Here is a 17,176-nt window from a genome sequence, read left to right as displayed (position 1 = left end):
TTTTTTGAAAAATTTTAAAAAAACTACTACAAAGTATATGTAAGTAAAAAAGCAAAAGAAGTCACTTCTTAATATTGAAGTGACTCTTGTCTAAAAAATTATATCATAATTGGTAGCTTTTAGAGGTTAGTTTTTGTTTCCATTTTCTCTATCTTTGTTGTTCCCGTTTCCTTTAACACGGGCTTTTTCTGCCTGTTTCTCACCTTTAGTTAAAGACTCAACAGCCTTCTTGGCTTCTTCACGTTTTTGCTTAGCCATAACTTTTGCTTCTTCACTTACTGAATTACCTTTTGAGTGTTTTTCAGCTTTCACTTCAGTAGATACTTCAACCTTTAGAACTTTCTTGACAGTATCTATTGCTGCCTTTGTTGCTAGGTATTGCTCTTTTTCAGTTTCAGAAACTTCTACTTCAGCATCCACATTCGACTCGGTGCTTTCTTGAACTTCTACTGTTTCTGAAGTTGTAACTTCAGATGTTCCATTTGTTTCAGTAATAGTCTCTTCTGCTTCTTCTGAATCTTGTTCTGTAATTTCTACGTTAGCTTCCATTGTTTGATTTACGACAATATCACTGTTTAAAGAAGCTAATTTTGCCTCAAGCTTGGCTAAGCTTTTTTCGATATTTTTTGCTAAGGCAGCTTTTGCAACTGGATTTTTTACTTTCTCCATGGCTAATGTTAAAGCAATGATATTTTGTGCGATCTTAACTTCTACGTTTGCGTTCTCATCTTCTTCCTCTGCCACTGGAACTGCTTTTTCTTCTGAAGTTACTTCCACAGTTCCTTCTGATTCTACTACGTTAGAATCAGTTTCGGTCGTGACTTCCTCAGACTTGTTTGTCGCAGTAGCATCTTCTAGTTCACTTTCTTCTGAAGTTTCAGTTTCAATTTCATTTTCTGACAGGTCGGCCTCTACGTTTGTCATAAACTCCTCAGATGTTTGAATTGTGATAATAGCATCTTTTATTAATTTAAGAGCAGCCTCCTCATCCCCCTGTGACATTAAAACCTCAGCTTCTGCAATTCGCTCTGCTGTAAAATCTGCTAGCAAGCTTGCCTTTGCCACATCATCAAAAGTTAACGTGTATTTCACCTTTTCAATAAACATTTTTACAAAGTAGAAAAAATCACCTGGGACTAACGCTGGAGTCTCTGCAATTGTCTCACCTTCTGTAGATTGGGTTGTGTTATTTGTCGTTTCATCTACGTTTGTTTGTAAATCGACCGTTTCATTAATTTCAGTAGATAATGTTGTTGTGTCTTCTTCGGCATTAACAAATGACGAAAATCCTGTTACTGCTGTTGATGCAAATAATGCTGCAAGTGATCCTTTGATTAATATTTGTTTCATCTTATATTCCACCTCATCATTTTTTGTTGTATAACTAGGCGCCTTGTATACATGTTGTTGTATTTATCTTTCACCATACAATACGCCCATTTTTTTGTTTTGAGGGGGTTGTATAAATTTTTTTAAATACTTTTATTTTGTCATTCATTACTTAAAATCTTTGTTGTAGCAGGAAAAAGAAGTGTGGAACGTGATTCAAAAGCATAAAAAAAGTAGATAGTTGGAAATCATTCTCTCGTTAAAAATACGATATTTGGGAATCCTAACAGCTAATGGATTAGAATCGTATCATACATGAAATGGGTGATTGTTAATGCATACTATGTGGAAGGGCTCTATTAGTTTTGGACTTGTGAATATCCCAATCAAATTGTTTTCAGCGACTGAGGACAAGGATATAAAATTACGAACTCTTCATAAAGAGTGTCATACTCCTATTAAGTATGACAAGGTTTGTCCGAGCTGTGAAAAGGAAATTGAACAGGCTGAACTCATAAAAGGATACGAGTATGTGAAAGGAAAATACGTGATTTTAAGTGACGAGGAGCTTTCATCGTTAAAGGAAGAACACGAAGAAAAGAGTGTTTCTATCATTGATTTTGTAAATCTTGAGGAGATTGACCCTATCTTTTATAGCAGGTCCTATTATATGGGTCCAGGTGAAAACGGAAATAAAGCGTATGCTTTATTAAGAGAAGCATTACAAAAATCAGGAAAAATTGGTATTGCCGAAATTACGATCCGTTCTAAACAACAAATGGCCATTGTTCGAGTATATAAAAATACATTAGTAATGGAAACGATTCATTATCCAGACGAAGTACGAAATGTTGGTGAGGTTCCTGGAGTTCCAGAAAACGTTGAAATTAACCCAAAAGAATTAGAGACCGCTATAATGTTAATTGATCAATTAACGACAGATTTTCAACCAGAAAAGTACAAAGATGATTACCGAGTGGCTGTTCATGCCCTTATTCAAGAAAAAATTAACAGCAATGAAGGAACGACAGCAAAAGAGGTAACACCTCGAACAAATGTTGTAGATTTAATGAGTGCTCTTCAGGCAAGTATTGAGAAAAACAAGGGGAAAGCAGCTACTCCAAAGCCAGCCGACGTAAACAAACAGACAAAGGTCGAACCAACTGGAGAAAAAGCCCCTAAAACTGAACAAAAGAAAACAAAGACAACAAGAAAGAAGGCCTGAGGAGAAAGTTCTCCACAGTCTTTTTTCTTTTATTCCATTGGTTTCTAAGGATTCTTGAACAGACTGTCTCCATTAACAGGAATTATATGGACATTTTAAACGTGGATTAAAGTTGGAATGTCCATTAACAGCAGTTATTCGATAGTTTAGCGTGGTTTGACATGTGAAATGTTCATTAACAGTAGTTATTCGACATTTTAGCGTGGTTTGAAGTGTGGAATGTTCATGAACAGGAGTTATTCAACATTTTAACGTGGTTTTGACTGTGAAATGTTTATTAACAGGAGTTATTCGACATTTAACGTGGTTTTGACATGTGAAATGTTCATGAACAGGAGTTATTCGACATTTTAACTTCGTTTGAAGTGTGAAATGTTCATGAACAGGAGTTATTCAACATTTTAACGTCATTTGAAGTGTGAAATGTTCATGAACAGGGTTATTCAACATTTTAACGTCGTTTGAAGTGTGAAATGTTCATGAACAGGAGTTATTCAACATTTTAACGTCGTTTGAAGTGTGAAATGTTTATGAACAGGAGTTATTCAACATTTTAACGTGGTTTGACATGTGAAATGTTTATGAACAGGAGTTATTCAACATTTAGCGTGGTTTTGACTGTGAAATGTTTATTAACAGGAGTTATTGCAAAAACTTGTTGCTCTAGTTGGTCCCTATCCTTCTCTATTTTAGCAACAGCTGGTTTCTTTTCACTTTTTGTATGTACATAGCCAGCTCCATCTAATCCTAACAACTTCTCTAATCCACTTACACGATATTGATCCTTTAGCAAAAGAATCATTTTCAGTTTAATCACTGCAAGAGCATCAAGTCGGTAAGCTGATGATGAACTTGGTGCGTCTTCTGATGTTACGTATTCATAGAAAGGTTTTAAATAATACCTTAACTGGCTATCCGTTACGCCTAGCCAATGAGCTACTTCGGTAGTAGAATGCCACTTCTTTTCAATCGCATGATGATTCAAAAGCTTCTCTTTCTAGTGGAGTTCCCAGGATTTCTTTCCAAAGTGGGACTTCACTTAATTGCTCCTTTGCTGTTTCAATAAAATCAGACATTGTTTTATCTTGGTCCATAAATAAGCACCATTCTTTTCAATTGTTTTTTGGATTTTTAGTGTTTTCTATTAAACTATGAGATTTTGTATCCATTCTTCGGAATTCAACGGAATAAGTAAAGGAGTGAGATTTACTCACTCCTCTTTGTAATAAAAACAGCAGCTTCATATAAAGAAGGAAAACGATAATCTGCAAGCTCTGTTTTCTCTTTTCCAACAATAATTGTTTTAACCCCAGCGCCTTTTCCTGCCATTATATCAACTTCCCGGTCTCCAACCATGTAACTCGATCCTAGGTCAAGACCATGTCTTTTAGCAAGATCAAAGAGCATTTTCGAATTTGGCTTTCTACACTCACAACCAGCCTCTGGTTTATGGGGACAATATGCAACCTCTTGTATAGATGCACCTGCTTTAGATAATTCCTTCTCCATTTTATGATGTACCTTTTGAAGCGCTTCTTCTGTCATATACCCTAATCCGATCCCCCCTTGGTTTGTAACCACAAACACAAGAAAACCGGCGTCATTTAGTAGCTTGATTGCTTCCCCTACTCGAGGAAGTAAATATAAATCCTTTGGCTTATTTACGAATTTGACTCGTTTCGTTAATACCTCATTAATAACACCATCTCGATCTAAGAAAATTGCCTTCTTCATATGATCCTCCTAAATATTATTAAATAATGAATAAAAAATACACAATCACAAGAAGGTAATGATATGAATACATGATGGAAAGGAACTCATAATGAACATTTCAAAACCTATGCTACCCACCTTACGCTTTGATGTTCCAAAAGGTGACGAATGGGTATATGAGATCAAATATGACGGTTTTCGCGCCATCCTATTTATTGATCATCATTCCCATTCGTTTATCAGTAGAAACGGTAATTCTTTAACTGAACAATTTCCAGAACTTGAACAAGCGTTACCTTTTATAAGGAATATATGGAACGAGAACCTGCCGGTTTTACTTGATGGGGAACTTTGTCTGCTAGAATCACCATATAAGGCTAGCTTTGAGGCTATTCAGCTCCGTGGAAGATTAAAAGTGAAGGATAAGATAGCCGAACAAATGAACAGGCAAAAGGCTCATTTCTGTGCCTTTGATTTATTACAGTTTAAAAATAAAAATCTCACTCATCTAGCATATATTGAACGTAAGGAAATACTGCAGTCAATGTTTAAGCACGCCAACCTACCCCTTCAGGTAGATCCTTATTCATCTTCATTTATTCAGTATATTCCATCTTTCAAAGATGAAACGGAAATATGGAACATAGCCTCTCGCTACGATGCAGAAGGAATTATCGCTAAGCATGTTAGCAGTAAATGGATGGAAGGAAAACGGACTACTCAGTGGTTTAAGATTAAGAATTGGAAAGAAAGTGCGTTCTTCATTACAGCCTTTGAAAAGAAAAATGGGTACTTCCACCTAGGCATCCTTCGAAATCAACAGGTTTATACAGTTGGACTCGTCTCGCATGGATTTTCACCTGAGGAACGGGAAGCGCTCTTGCGGGTGATTACATTAAATAAATCGGTTGAAAACAATGAGTTTGTCTTTGTTGAACCGAGTATATGTGTAGAGGTTTTCTTTTTAGAACTATACAAAGAACAGCTTAGACAACCTAGTTTTAAGCGGTTCAGATTTGATTTGAACTGGGAAGAGTGTACATGGGAAAATCTATTACAGAACTTAAATCCACTGCCGAAAGAAGTAACAATTACTCATCCAGAAAAACCTCTTTGGCCGAAGAAAAATATCAATAAACAAGACTACTTACACTATTTAAGGGATATAGCACCATACCTTTTACCCTTTTTGGAGAATAGACTACTTACTGTGATCAGGTATCCTCACGGAATGCTTGGAGATCCATTTTATCAAAAGAATTGCCCTGATTATGCACCTGCCTTTATTCAAAGGGAAACTGTAGAAGGAATCAATTATATTGTATGTAAGGATTTAGAGACCTTAACATGGCTTGGAAATCAATTGGCCTTTGAATTTCATATCCCTTTTCAAACGCTACAATCGAATGGTCCTTCTGAGATTGTATTTGATCTTGATCCCCCTTCACGCCAATACTTTTCATTAGCCGTAAAAGCTGCCTTACTGATGAAGGAGGTTTTTGATGGATTAAATCTACACTCATTTATTAAAACTTCAGGAAATAAAGGGTTACAAGTGTATGTACCATTACCTGAAAATACGTTTACCTATGAGGACACGAGAAAATTCACAGAATTTATTGCTCACTTTTTAATTTCAAAGGAGCCAAATCTTTTTACAATTGAAAGGTTGAAGAAAAACCGTGGAAATAAACTATATGTTGATTATATTCAGCATGCGGAGGGGAAAACGATTATCGCGCCATATTCACCGAGAGGAAACGAAGATGCTCTTGTCGCAACCCCATTATTTTGGGAGGAGGTTACAGAGTCTTTATCACCAGAAATGTTCCCATTAGACAAAACGATCCAACGAATAACATCGTTAGGCAATCCCTTTCAGGAATATTTGAAAGTGAAGGAAATCCAGCCATTCCAATCGATAGTAGATTTCTTGTCACAGTAATCATAACTAAGAATTTTTCTCGTAATAATTGTCTTTAAAATTGGGAAATTTACCTTAAAACGAAAGAATTTACTTCCCCCCTTATGAGGTGACTGCCATGACTAATATTTTTCAGAGTGTTTTAAACACATTGAAGCTGGAAATTGACAACGAGCCGAAATCCCCTCTCCATGTAGGCGAAACAATGGCGTGCTGGATGTATGGGGCTTTAATGGATGAAGCAACAATTTTTATGCAAATCGGTTTAAATTCAACAAGCGATAATCAACTTGTTGCCATTCTTCAAGAAAGCCTAACACAATGTGATAAACAATCTTCTGAGCTCAGAAACTTTATGAAAAAAGAGGGTATTCACCTTCCCTCTGTTTCAGAACCAAGACCGGATTCAGACCCTAAAGCAGTTCCCCTCGGTGCTAAAATGACAGATGATGAAATTGCAAACGGAATCTCTATTAAGACCGCAACAGCTATTATCCACTGCGCAACAAGTGCTGCTCAATCCATTCGTAATGACGTCGGGATGATGTGGGTTGAATTTATGAATGAAAAACTAGTCTTTGGTGCTAGTTTAAAAAAACTGATGCGTGAAAGAAGCTGGATTAAAGTCCCACCCTATTATTATCCACCTGGACGTCCTTCTCAAAGCGGACATTAGGATACGGGCTTGACTTCCGAGATCAAATTGGGGTCAAGCCTTTCTCTTTTATTGACAATTGTTCTTCTTTTGATACATGGGTATCGTTTGAACCGTGACGATCGTTACGCACACGAGGATAAGGCCAATTAATTCAGTCGTTGTTATTTGACGACTTAGGATGATTATGTCGAACAGGGCGATCTCTACAAGCATTAAATTGTTGATAATACTACTTTCAAATGCCTCTAAATATTTTTGACTCCAAGTCCATAAAGTAAAAGCAACTGAACCATTAATTGTACCTAACCACAATACGATCCCTACCACTTTCCAAGAAAATTCAGGAACCCCTTCTACAGTAAGTCCTACTATTAGCATACCAACTGCACCAATAAACATAGGTTTCATCACGAGTTCTGACGTATGAATGGAAGTTCCTTTTACAAGATGTCTTGTCCATGTTAAGTGGATGGCATAGCCAACTGATGAGATTAATACAAGACCGATCCCAATTACATCATATAAAGCAAATGACCATGGAAAATAATATAAAGCTGCCCCGAATGAAACTCCAATGATTCCAATCATTGAGACCAAACTTAGTTTTTCTTTTATAGCCAATGAGGCGATGACAGCTACTAAAGTAGTATTCCCAATGTTCAATAGTAGAGAAGTTTGAGTAGGTGTTAAATAGTACTGTCCAGCATACTGCATTCCTTGAGCAATGATAAAGCCAGTAACCCCTAATCCGACTATCATTTTTAACGATAATCTATGATCATTACGTCTACTCCTCATTCTTAGACTAACGATATATAAGACCGTCGCCGCCACAAAATATCTTAGCCCTGCCAATGTCATCGGACCTACACCTTCATTAAAGGCAAAAACGTTTAAGAAATAAGAGGAAGACCATAGTAGCGTAACGATAACGGCTGTGCCAATTGCTAATAAACGTAATTTCATATAACCACTCCTTCCCTTTCATTCTAGCTAGAATAAGGTGAAGAAAAAGTGTAAAATACAATTAATTCATTTCACCTTTTCGACTAGGAGTTAAATATGGAGCTAATCGAACACTATTTAAAATTACAAAATCACTTTTCCGATGTGAAAATTGGAACACCCATTCCGATTTCGAGAGAGGAGCTAGCTAGTCTGTTATTTTGTTCTGAACGAAATGTGGTACATATCATTCAGAATCTCCATGAAAAAAAGTGGATTCATTGGAAAAGTGGCAGAGGAAGAGGGAATGTTTCAGCCATTACATTTATGATTCATCAGGCGGATTTAATTAAAATGGAATCCCATTCTTTGATTAGGAAAGGGAGCTTGTCAAAATTACTTTATTACATATCCACTTACTTGTTAGATCAACAAAAACAGGAGTTACTTACACAGCTCCCTCATTTATTTGGATATAACGTCATACGAGACAAAGAACAAACATTAGATATTTTGACCTTTCCATATTTCAGACATCTCTTCTCGTTAGACCCTGCCTACGTTGAACGGCAAACTGAAAGACATATGGTTTCACAGCTCTTTAATACGCTAGTGGGGTACGACGCTATTCAGAAAAAAATCGAACCAAAAATTGCTCATTATTGGCAGCGAAATGATAATGCTACAGTTTGGACTTTTTATTTACGAAAAGGGATCCAGTTTCATCATCAACAAGAATTAACGAGTGATGATGTAGTATTCTCGTTCAAACGACTTATACATACTCCGTCTGCTTGGATTATAAAGGGCCTTCAAAATGTTTCTCCTATTGATCGTTATACGGTCCAATTTATGTTTGAGCACCCAAACTTTGTATGGTTAGACTTACTGACTTCTCCAAAAGCCTCCATTGTTCCAAATAACCTTGGAGATAAGTCAGCGAAAGTATTCAGTCGCTCTCCTATTGGTACAGGACCCTATAAAATAAGCGAACATACTGATCAAACCTTCGTACTTGATTCGTTCCACCAACATTTTCAAGGTCGTCCCCATTTAGACCGAATTATGGTGGTGTTTTTGCCAAAAGCTCAAGAAGATGTAGATACTGTATCACTTAAAGAAAAATTAGTGCATTATTATCCATTCTTAGTGAATCAACAGGATGGACATGACTTTAATCATGTTACACGCAAACACCTTTCCATTAAATTTTTGATGTGGAATATGAACAGAAATGTCCACTCTGAACAAGTAAGAAAAGTATTTAGTACGTCTATTCATAAATTATTATTAGTCGATGCGCTCCGTAAAAATAGGCAAGCACCTACTGACTATTTTTCTAAGATTGAGTGGCAGGAAAGTAACCCGATATTCCATGATATATATAACATTCATTTAACCGTTATGACGTATGACCTCACTCCTAATATAGAGGATCTTTATTGGTTAAGGGATAACCTTAAAGTAAGTGGAATCCATTTAACCATAAAGATAGTGTCTTATTCTGACTTTTTGAATAGCGAGATAAATAGGGGTGCTGATTTATTATATTCGGAGTATGTGATGGAAGATAATGAAGTTTCCTCACTTATCAATGTGTACCAGTCACCTTTTAGCATGGTCGTAACTAGTTTGGATACTCAACTACGTTCGAAGGTAGAGGCTCTTATTCAGGCTACGAAGGAAGAAAACAACACCATAAATCAAAGAAAAGGTATTCTAACCATTGAAGATCTTCTTCTCAAAAACAATATACTAATCCCTGTGTATTCAACCTCCCAAAAAGCATTTTTTCATAAAAGCTTAGTGGGAGCTACGCTAAACAATGTCGGTTTAGTACCGTTTCATGATTTATTTTTCTTAAAAGATAAAGAATAAAGGTCCTCTTGAATGAGGACCTTTTAAATTGAACGATTGATTTCCATGTCTAGCCTCGATAAAACTTCCCCAATTGACTCATCTTGAATAAGAAGGTCTGCTAAATAGTCAAGTTCAGTGTTTTCTAAATTTACGATAACTAGCTTGGCACCATGTTCTTTTGCAAGTACAGGAAAATAGTTTGCTGGTGATACTTGTAATGAAGATCCTAGTACGATAAATAAGTCTGATTTTGCTGATTCAGCTTCAGCCATTTGAAGTGCATGCATAGGTAATCCTTCACCAAAGAGTACGACAGAAGGACGAATTGCCCCCCCACATTCACACGTATAATGAAACTGAAGAAATCGATCATTTGAGAAAGATTTGTTACACTGCTCACAATGAACAGACCGTAAAGTTCCGTGTAATTCACTTATATTCTTACTACCCGCTTGATGGTGGAACCCATCTACATTTTGAGTAATAATTGATTTTACAAATCCTAGACCTTCCCACTTTGCTAATGTAAAGTGACCTGCATTTGGTATGCACTGTTTTACCCCTTTTATACGTTCTGTATAAAAATCTAGAAAAGCATCTCTGTTATGCTTCATAGCTTGAACACTTGCAAGTTCTATCGGATTTCTATTCTTCCAAATGCCTCGTAGTGCAGATCGAAAATCTGGTAAACCACTTTCCGTAGACATTCCAGCACCTGTAAACACAACCGTATAGGTAGACTCAAGCAGCCACTTTACTAATTGTTTCATAGTTACACCTCTTCCTACTCTTTGTGTCTTTAAAGAAAAAACTCCTACATTAAGCAAGAGTTTTAGTCATGGTACCTAATTTCTGTTTCGCTAGCACTAATTTTATTTTGAAATAATCAATGTCATCTGGAAGTAAGTCTTTAAGCGGTTTTAGTTTTTCAGATCCAACCTTATCATAGGTTTCCAAAATCAGTTTCTCTTCTTCTATGGAAAATTCTGTTTCCCAATCTATTTGCTTGCCGGCTTCAATTGCTTGAATGATGTGATTCTGAATCGTAATTATTTTCAACTCTCTACCCTTAGCTATTTCATGAAGGGATTGCCCAGATTTATACCGTTCATATGTTTCTAGAAAACTAGGGTGTTCATTTTTCATATTTTTTACTGATGTAACCACTTCTTTAGTTGGCTGATGACCATGTTTTTCTATTTGATCTACAATAATGTCTAAAAATCGCTGCCCATATTTTGCGAGCTTCTGCTCTCCAACCCCTTTAATCTCAAGCATATCATCTAAATTTTGTGGACAGATTTCACTCATTTCACGAAGTGTTGAATCAGAGAACACTACAAATGGTGGAATGTTCTCTATAGAAGAGATTTCTTTCCTTACTTTTCTCAAAAGCTCAAATAACCCATCATTAATTTGACTGACCGATTCAGGTTGTCGTAAGCTTCTTTGGAAAATTTTCTCTTCATTACGTAATACGGGGACACAACGTTTCGTTAAGGACACAGTAGGATATTGCCCTTCAGAAAGTTTAAGGAATCCTTCTGCCAATAGAAACTGTATTCTAAAGGTAATTTCCTTTTCTGGATAGTTCTTTAGCAGGCCATAAGTGGTTAACTGCTGGAATCCAAACTCTTTAATTCTCTTATTACCCGAACCCTTCAAAACCTGTGCAACTAGAGTAACCCCAAACCGCTCATTCATTCTCTTTATACAGGAGAAAATAATTTGTGCGTCTTTCGTTATATCAACTTTCTCTCGTTCATCCATACAGTTTGAACAATTCCCACACGTTTGATCAGATACATCCTGAATAAAATAATGAATAAAGTAGTCTTGAAGACATTTTTCAGTATGACAATAATCAACCATTGACTGTAATTTTTGATATTCTTTTTTCTTCATGTCAGGCTGCAATTGCGTTTGTTCGATTAAGAATTTTTGAAGTTGTATGTCTTGAGGAGCAAAACAAAGAATACACTCACTTTCCTCTCCATCTCGTCCAGCTCTACCAGCCTCTTGATAATAGGACTCTATGTTTTTAGGCAGCTGGTAATGAATAACGTAACGAACATTTGATTTGTTTATCCCCATCCCAAAAGCATTTGTGGCGACTAGAACATGCACGTCATCATATAAGAACATATTTTGGGCATTCTCTCGGTCCTGATCAGACAATCCAGCATGGTATTTACCAACCTTAATTCCTGATTTTTGAAGATGGTTCGAAAGAGATTCAACATCTTTACGAGTAGAAGCATAAATAATACCTGATTTGTCTTTATGTTGCTTTACATAATTCGTGATAAAGGATGTTCGATCAACCCCCTTCTCAATGGAAAAAAGTAAGTTTTTTCGTTTAAAACCTGTAGAGAAAATATGTTCGTCTGATATCGATAGTAGCTTACATATATCCTGAATAACTTCATTTGTAGCAGTCGCTGTTAAGGCTACAATAACGGGTTTTGTAGAAAGCTCATTTATAGCAAGTCTAAGCGTTCGATAGCTTGGTCTAAAATCATGACCCCATTGGGATATACAATGTGCCTCGTCCACTGCAATAATGGAAACGTTAAGACTTTGAAGAAGAGAACGGAATTGTGGGGATTCAAAACGCTCAGGAGCAATATATATCAGCTTAAATTCACCATTATGGGCTGCATGAATTCGATTCTTTACTTCTTCTTGTGTCAATGAGCTATTGATAAAGGTTGCCTTAATACCCATACTGTTTAAACTGTCTACCTGATCCTTCATCAAAGATATTAATGGCGAAATAACAAGTGTCGTACCCTCTGCTAACAAACCTGGAATTTGATAACAAATTGATTTCCCTCCACCAGTTGGCATTAATACAAGAGAGTTTTCACCTGCTATCACACTTTCTATCGCTTCGGCTTGTCCCTTTCTAAAAGAATCATAGCCATAGTATTTCTTTAAAACACTAGTTGCTTCAAGTAATATAACTCATCCCTCCCATATTTATAGAATTCCAGATGAATCAATTATAACAAATAATGAGTTGAAACATATCCGATATCTAGCACAGTTACAGGATACACGCACTGAAATTATTTCCAGTGCGTGTAAGAGTTAGAGACCTAATTTTCTTCTTTCTTCTTCAATCCTAGTAGTGTCGATTCGCTCGAATAATGGAACGATGTGATTTACTTTGACGTTTTCCACCTCAATTAAAGACCATGTAGGTTCCTGTAAATGTAAAAATTCTCTAATTCTGTTTGTTGAAAATGGTAAAAATGGATCAAGTAGGTTAGACAAATTGGCAATCATTTGGACACACGTATATAATGTATTTATACACGTATTAATATCTTCTTTATATGTTTGCCACGGTTTTGTTTCATCAAAGTATTTGTTTGCGGCTCGAATATATTCAAATAACTCTTCAAGGCTTGCTTTCAACTCTCCTTTTTCAATCCCTTTTCCGATACTAACATATAATTCTTTTAGTTCTTCTTTAACCTTTTGAGAGCAATTCCCCCTTGGTAATTCACCATGAAAGGATTTCTCGATAAATTTTAATGTTCTATTGATGAAATTCCCAAATGCACCTAGCAGCTCACCATTGTGTGATAAAACAAACTCTCTCCATGAAAAATCAGCATCCCGCCTTTCAGGTGCATTGATTGTCACATAATAACGAATAGAATCAGGATCATACTGGCTAAGCAAATCAGGTATCCAAACAGCATACTCTCTACTTGTAGAAATCTTCTTTCGTTCTAGAGTTAAATATTCGCTTGAAATAATATGAGTTGGAATATTTAGTCCACCTAACCCCATGAGTAAGGCAGGCCAGATGATGGTGTGAAATGGAATATTATCCTTGCCATGAATGTAGTAGGATTTGATATCATTTCCTTTCCAAAAAGGCTCCCATTCTTCATTGTTTTCTTGCGACCATTTCATGGAAGCAGATAAATATCCCGAAACAGCATCAATCCAAACATAAACCTTCTTATCCTCAAATCCTTCAATTGGGATAGGAACGCCTACTTTTAAATCTCTTGATACAGCTCTATTCTGTAATCCTTCATTTAGGTATCTTTTTGTTAAAGAGATTGCGTTATCTCTCCAAGTTAGCTTTTTATCACTTAGTAAATTTTCAAGCTGTTGCTGAAACGTAGACAATGCAAAATATAAATGTTCCGTATTATGAATAGTAGGCTCATTTCCACATAGTTTACATCTTCTATTTAATAGTTCAAGAGGATCTAAAATAGTAGAACAAGCATCACATTGATCCCCTCTAGCCTCACTACTACAATGAGGACATGTTCCTTCAACATAGCGGTCGGGTAAAAATTGATCACAGCAAACACAAAAAGATTGTTCTACGTTCTGACGGTATATCAAATCTTTGGAAAGTAAATGTAAAAAAATGTCCTGCACAGCTTTATGATGTTCAATATCATCAGTTCTTGTGTAAAAATCAAATGAAAAGCCAAGTCTCGTAAAGCAATCTTCGAACTCTTGATGATAATAATCAGCAATTTGTCTTACTTCCTTTCCTTCCTGCCTTGACCGTATAGCAATAGGAGTCCCGTTACAATCACTTCCTGATACATATAAAACAGAGTCTCCTTTTAATCGGTAATACCTTGCAATAATATCCCCCGGAAGCAATGCCGAAATGTGTCCCAAATGTAATGAACCGTTCGCATAAGGCCATGCCCCTCCAATAAATACATTCATCCTTTTCATCCTCCTAATGATAATCGGAACGTGGCAATCACCTGTACAAGCATTTTGTTGGTAACAGAGAGAAAAACAAAAAACCCTATCCATTAACAAAAAATTGTTAAAGGACAGGGTTTAAATCCTGTGTTACCACCTTTATTCCCTAATAGCTCGCACTATTAGGCTCTGCAGGTACGGAGATTGTTTCTCGATACCGTGACTCGGATAACGGGTGCCAACTCCCGGCATAGCCTACTAACCCAAACCAATGGGTGTTCAGTATGCAGCTCAAAGACCATTTTCCAATATGTGTACCTTTGCTTCTTTTCAGCTACCAAAGCTCTCTGTAAAAGATCTCTCATATTGTACTTTTCTTATCATTGCTTTTTCAATATATTGCCATATTCACAAGTTAAAATCAATAGTTTTTTGATTATAAATTCAGTTCCAACAATAAGGATTCTATGTCTATATTTCCCGAGAAATGTCGAATAACTACTAGACACGTTTTGATTTAAAACGAAAATTTTGGAAACAATTCAATAGTAGGAGGTGCTTATATGGAAACAAATCTACGTATTGTTCAATTGCAAGAACATAATAATAGTTTTACAGTTACATATTTCAATCAAGATGAACCTCTTTTAGAATCCTTATTTCAATGTACCTTTCAGAGACAGTCAAGTCTAGAATACACTATTCAAGAGCTTCTTCAATATTGTATTCAAACTGAGGAGTTTTTAGATATTAAAGGACTTTATTCAACTAGCCTTGAACAAATCACTGCAAAATCATTATACTCATCTTTTTCCCACTTTATATAAAATAATTGATGAGAGTTAAATCCACCTATTGTCTACATTTTTGCTTTTACATTTTCATCCTGAAACATTTCATGAAAGTCGGTAATACGCTATTGAATAGTTCGAGCAACATGTCCCTTCTTCTCTCTCGCAAACCTCCCCACCTTCACGTTAAACCCTTATCTCTTTAGCTACAGTATGCCCCTCTCTGTTCTTCCAGGGCAAAAGGCAGCTACTAGAGACGATGGAGATACAATCCCTATAGTATCACCTTTCTTTAGTCTATTTGGTTTAACGATCATTTTTCTTCCCTCCCAATCGTAGACCATATGTTACCAGGTGATTTAACAAACTGCCTAGATGCTTTCTGAAAATAGGCTGAAGTATCCCCTCAAAACGGATGGTTAGTATAAAAAAATAATACAATTTGTACTAACTAAATAAGGGTCAGCCCTTATCGATTTAAACGATAAATGACTGACCTCTTTAGTTAGAAGGCGGTGTAAGGCCTTTGTTCCTTAACCGATTAGCACCAAGCTGCACCTACAATGATTAGAAGGATAAACAATACAACGATTAATACGAATGTATTCCCTCCAGAATAAGCACCTGCTACCGGAGCTCCATAGCCATAACCACAATATCCGTAGCCCATTAATTTCACCTCCTAAAAAAGAGATTACTGATTAATAACCATTGAACATTAATTAGTAACCAACGTAAGCTGATCCAACAATGATTAAAAGGATGAACAATACTACGATTAACGCGAAACCACCTGCATATCCTACTCCACTCATGGTGACACCTCCCTTACGCTTTCAAAAATAGACTATGTACTTTGTGTTCATTGTGTAAGGGCGGATACCCATTTTCAAACAATTTACTTTCTAAAAGAACCTTGCCTATTGTTTTGAATATGATTAATAGAACCAAATTGATAAAGGAGATTCAAAGTATGGGTTATACTTATACAGATTTATTAGCAATGTTTGGAATAGGCGGTGCCCATCCCGGTGGACTTTCACTCACTAGAGCCATCTTAGCTGAAATTAATATGGAAGATTGCCATAATCTTTTAGAGGTTGGATGCGGAACTGGGCAAACCACGAGTTATATTTGTCATCATTACCCTTGTAGCGTTTATGCGATTGATTCCCATCCAATAATGATAACAAAAACGAATGAGCGCCTCTCTTCCTTAAACAAGACGGCTATCGTTAAAGAAGCAAGTACAGAAAACCTTCCTTTTGCGTCGGGATTTTTTGACCTAATTCTTTCAGAATCCGTCACTGTTTTTACAAACATCCAAAAATCCTTAGAAGAATATTCAAGAGTTTTAATGGAAAAAGGAACTCTAATACTAATTGAAATGACCGAAATTGATACACTGTTAGAAAGTGAAAAGACTGAACTCAAAGATTACTATGGTATAGATCAAATTTTACAGGAACAAGAATGGAAGGATTTAATCCTTACAAGTGGATTCAAAACAGTAGAAGCAATAAGTGTTAGGTTAGAAGAATTAGAAATAGATGACCTGGATTTTACAGAATTCAACATTTCTGAATCAATTGATCAAGCCTTCTATCAAATGTTAGACAAACATCATGAACTAACGAGTAAGTATACAACCAAACTAGGTTTTCGTGTATTTCTATGTAATAAATAAGAACTAGTCAAATGTACAAACTTCTAGACTCTCCTTTTCATATCTTATTAACGTAAAAGAAAAGGAGGTATAGAAAATGTCACAAGATATATATGGATTATGTTGTCGTTACCAAGGGAAAGTTGTCAGAATTAATGATCGAAATGGCCGTGTACATGTAGGCCGAATCACTAGAGTCACTAGAAGTCATGTATATATTACACCAGCTGGAAGACCAGGAGCAGGAGGCTATGGCTACGGGTTTTATGGCGCTGGCTATGGCTGGGGAGCAGGGTATGGTCTAGCACTTGGCGTTATCACAGGAATTGCACTAGCAGGATTATTCTGGTGGTAAAAGTTTAAA

Annotated in this window: 17 protein-coding genes and 1 other annotated feature; of the genes, 7 read left to right on the top strand and 10 right to left on the bottom strand. The window is 36.2% G+C overall.

All coding sequences use genetic code 11. The features are described 5' to 3' along the window. Positions 1–126 precede the first annotated feature (126 nt). On the bottom strand, positions 127–1,350 hold the full coding sequence (locus ACFSCX_RS02905; RefSeq protein ID WP_377926603.1) for a DUF5667 domain-containing protein: 1,224 nt from the start codon (positions 1,348–1,350) through the stop codon (positions 127–129). A 313-nt stretch (positions 1,351–1,663) separates the two neighbouring features. On the opposite strand from ACFSCX_RS02905, the gene ku reads away from it, so the two are divergent. Continuing rightward, positions 1,664–2,554 carry a non-homologous end joining protein Ku gene (gene ku, locus ACFSCX_RS02900; protein WP_377926602.1) on the top strand — a complete coding sequence of 297 codons (891 nt, stop codon included), beginning with the start codon at positions 1,664–1,666 and terminating at the stop codon, positions 2,552–2,554. Positions 2,555–3,146: 592 nt separating this feature from the next. Here the strand turns inward: ku and ACFSCX_RS02895 are convergent. The 3 genes from ACFSCX_RS02895 to ACFSCX_RS02885 form a co-directional block, all read right to left on the bottom strand. Next, the gene (locus ACFSCX_RS02895; RefSeq protein WP_377926601.1) at positions 3,147–3,539 is read right to left on the bottom strand and encodes a hypothetical protein; all 393 of its coding nucleotides are present in this window, start codon (positions 3,537–3,539) and stop codon (positions 3,147–3,149) included. Continuing rightward, a complete protein-coding gene (locus tag ACFSCX_RS02890) occupies positions 3,520–3,648 on the bottom strand; it encodes a hypothetical protein (RefSeq protein WP_377926600.1) in 129 nt (42 codons plus the stop codon). The genes ACFSCX_RS02895 and ACFSCX_RS02890 overlap by 20 nt, the downstream gene beginning before the upstream one ends. Before the next feature lie 112 nt (positions 3,649–3,760). Next, positions 3,761–4,288: a D-glycero-alpha-D-manno-heptose-1,7-bisphosphate 7-phosphatase gene (locus ACFSCX_RS02885; RefSeq protein WP_377926599.1), complete on the bottom strand. Its 528-nt coding sequence runs from the start codon at positions 4,286–4,288 to the stop codon at positions 3,761–3,763. A 91-nt stretch (positions 4,289–4,379) separates the two neighbouring features. On the opposite strand from ACFSCX_RS02885, the gene ACFSCX_RS02880 reads away from it, so the two are divergent. Then, positions 4,380–6,215 carry a DNA ligase D gene (locus ACFSCX_RS02880; RefSeq protein WP_377926598.1) on the top strand — a complete coding sequence of 612 codons (1,836 nt, stop codon included), beginning with the start codon at positions 4,380–4,382 and terminating at the stop codon, positions 6,213–6,215. Positions 6,216–6,312: 97 nt separating this feature from the next. Beyond that, positions 6,313–6,870 (top strand): DUF3231 family protein, encoded by a 558-nt coding sequence (locus ACFSCX_RS02875; protein WP_377926597.1) that lies wholly within the window; start codon positions 6,313–6,315, stop codon positions 6,868–6,870. Positions 6,871–6,918: 48 nt separating this feature from the next. Here the strand turns inward: ACFSCX_RS02875 and ACFSCX_RS02870 are convergent, their stop codons facing one another. Beyond that, entirely contained in the window at positions 6,919–7,818 is a 900-nt protein-coding gene (locus tag ACFSCX_RS02870) for a DMT family transporter (RefSeq protein ID WP_377926596.1), read from the bottom strand. Between the two features lie 96 nt (positions 7,819–7,914). On the opposite strand from ACFSCX_RS02870, the gene ACFSCX_RS02865 reads away from it, so the two are divergent. After that, positions 7,915–9,675 carry an ABC transporter substrate-binding protein gene (locus ACFSCX_RS02865; protein ID WP_377926595.1) on the top strand — a complete coding sequence of 587 codons (1,761 nt, stop codon included), beginning with the start codon at positions 7,915–7,917 and terminating at the stop codon, positions 9,673–9,675. A 23-nt stretch (positions 9,676–9,698) separates the two neighbouring features. Here the strand turns inward: ACFSCX_RS02865 and ACFSCX_RS02860 are convergent, their stop codons facing one another. From ACFSCX_RS02860 to metG, 3 genes are all read right to left on the bottom strand, one after another. Next, entirely contained in the window at positions 9,699–10,427 is a 729-nt protein-coding gene (locus ACFSCX_RS02860) for an NAD-dependent deacylase (RefSeq protein WP_377926594.1), read from the bottom strand. A gap of 49 nt (positions 10,428–10,476) precedes the next feature. Beyond that, entirely contained in the window at positions 10,477–12,621 is a 2,145-nt protein-coding gene (gene recQ, locus ACFSCX_RS02855; RefSeq protein WP_377927059.1) for a DNA helicase RecQ, read from the bottom strand. Between the two features lie 129 nt (positions 12,622–12,750). Then, complete coding sequence (gene metG / locus ACFSCX_RS02850; RefSeq protein ID WP_377926593.1) at positions 12,751–14,373, bottom strand: methionine--tRNA ligase; 1,623 nt, start codon at positions 14,371–14,373, stop codon at positions 12,751–12,753. A gap of 106 nt (positions 14,374–14,479) precedes the next feature. Then, positions 14,480–14,748 (bottom strand) — a binding site (T-box leader). A gap of 170 nt (positions 14,749–14,918) precedes the next feature. Between metG and ACFSCX_RS02845 the strand changes: the two genes are divergently transcribed. After that, positions 14,919–15,182: a hypothetical protein gene (locus ACFSCX_RS02845; protein WP_377926592.1), complete on the top strand. Its 264-nt coding sequence runs from the start codon at positions 14,919–14,921 to the stop codon at positions 15,180–15,182. A gap of 505 nt (positions 15,183–15,687) precedes the next feature. On the opposite strand, the gene ACFSCX_RS02840 is transcribed toward ACFSCX_RS02845, so the two are convergent. Next, the gene (locus ACFSCX_RS02840; protein ID WP_377926591.1) at positions 15,688–15,816 is read right to left on the bottom strand and encodes a YjcZ family sporulation protein; all 129 of its coding nucleotides are present in this window, start codon (positions 15,814–15,816) and stop codon (positions 15,688–15,690) included. A gap of 52 nt (positions 15,817–15,868) precedes the next feature. Then, on the bottom strand, positions 15,869–15,961 hold the full coding sequence (locus tag ACFSCX_RS02835) for a YjcZ family sporulation protein (RefSeq protein WP_377926590.1): 93 nt from the start codon (positions 15,959–15,961) through the stop codon (positions 15,869–15,871). 158 nt (positions 15,962–16,119) lie between these two features. On the opposite strand from ACFSCX_RS02835, the gene ACFSCX_RS02830 reads away from it, so the two are divergent. After that, on the top strand, positions 16,120–16,833 hold the full coding sequence (locus tag ACFSCX_RS02830; RefSeq protein WP_377926589.1) for a class I SAM-dependent methyltransferase: 714 nt from the start codon (positions 16,120–16,122) through the stop codon (positions 16,831–16,833). Between the two features lie 76 nt (positions 16,834–16,909). Continuing rightward, the gene (locus ACFSCX_RS02825) at positions 16,910–17,167 is read left to right on the top strand and encodes a hypothetical protein (RefSeq protein WP_377926588.1); all 258 of its coding nucleotides are present in this window, start codon (positions 16,910–16,912) and stop codon (positions 17,165–17,167) included. The last annotated feature ends 9 nt before the right edge of the window (positions 17,168–17,176 follow it).

The organism is Bacillus salitolerans, from assembly GCF_042680805.1.
Classification (GTDB): Bacteria; Bacillota; Bacilli; order Bacillales; family SA4; genus Bacillus_CJ; species Bacillus_CJ salitolerans.
Note: the sequence above shows the minus strand (reverse complement) of the source record. Positions and strands in the feature narration are given on the sequence as shown.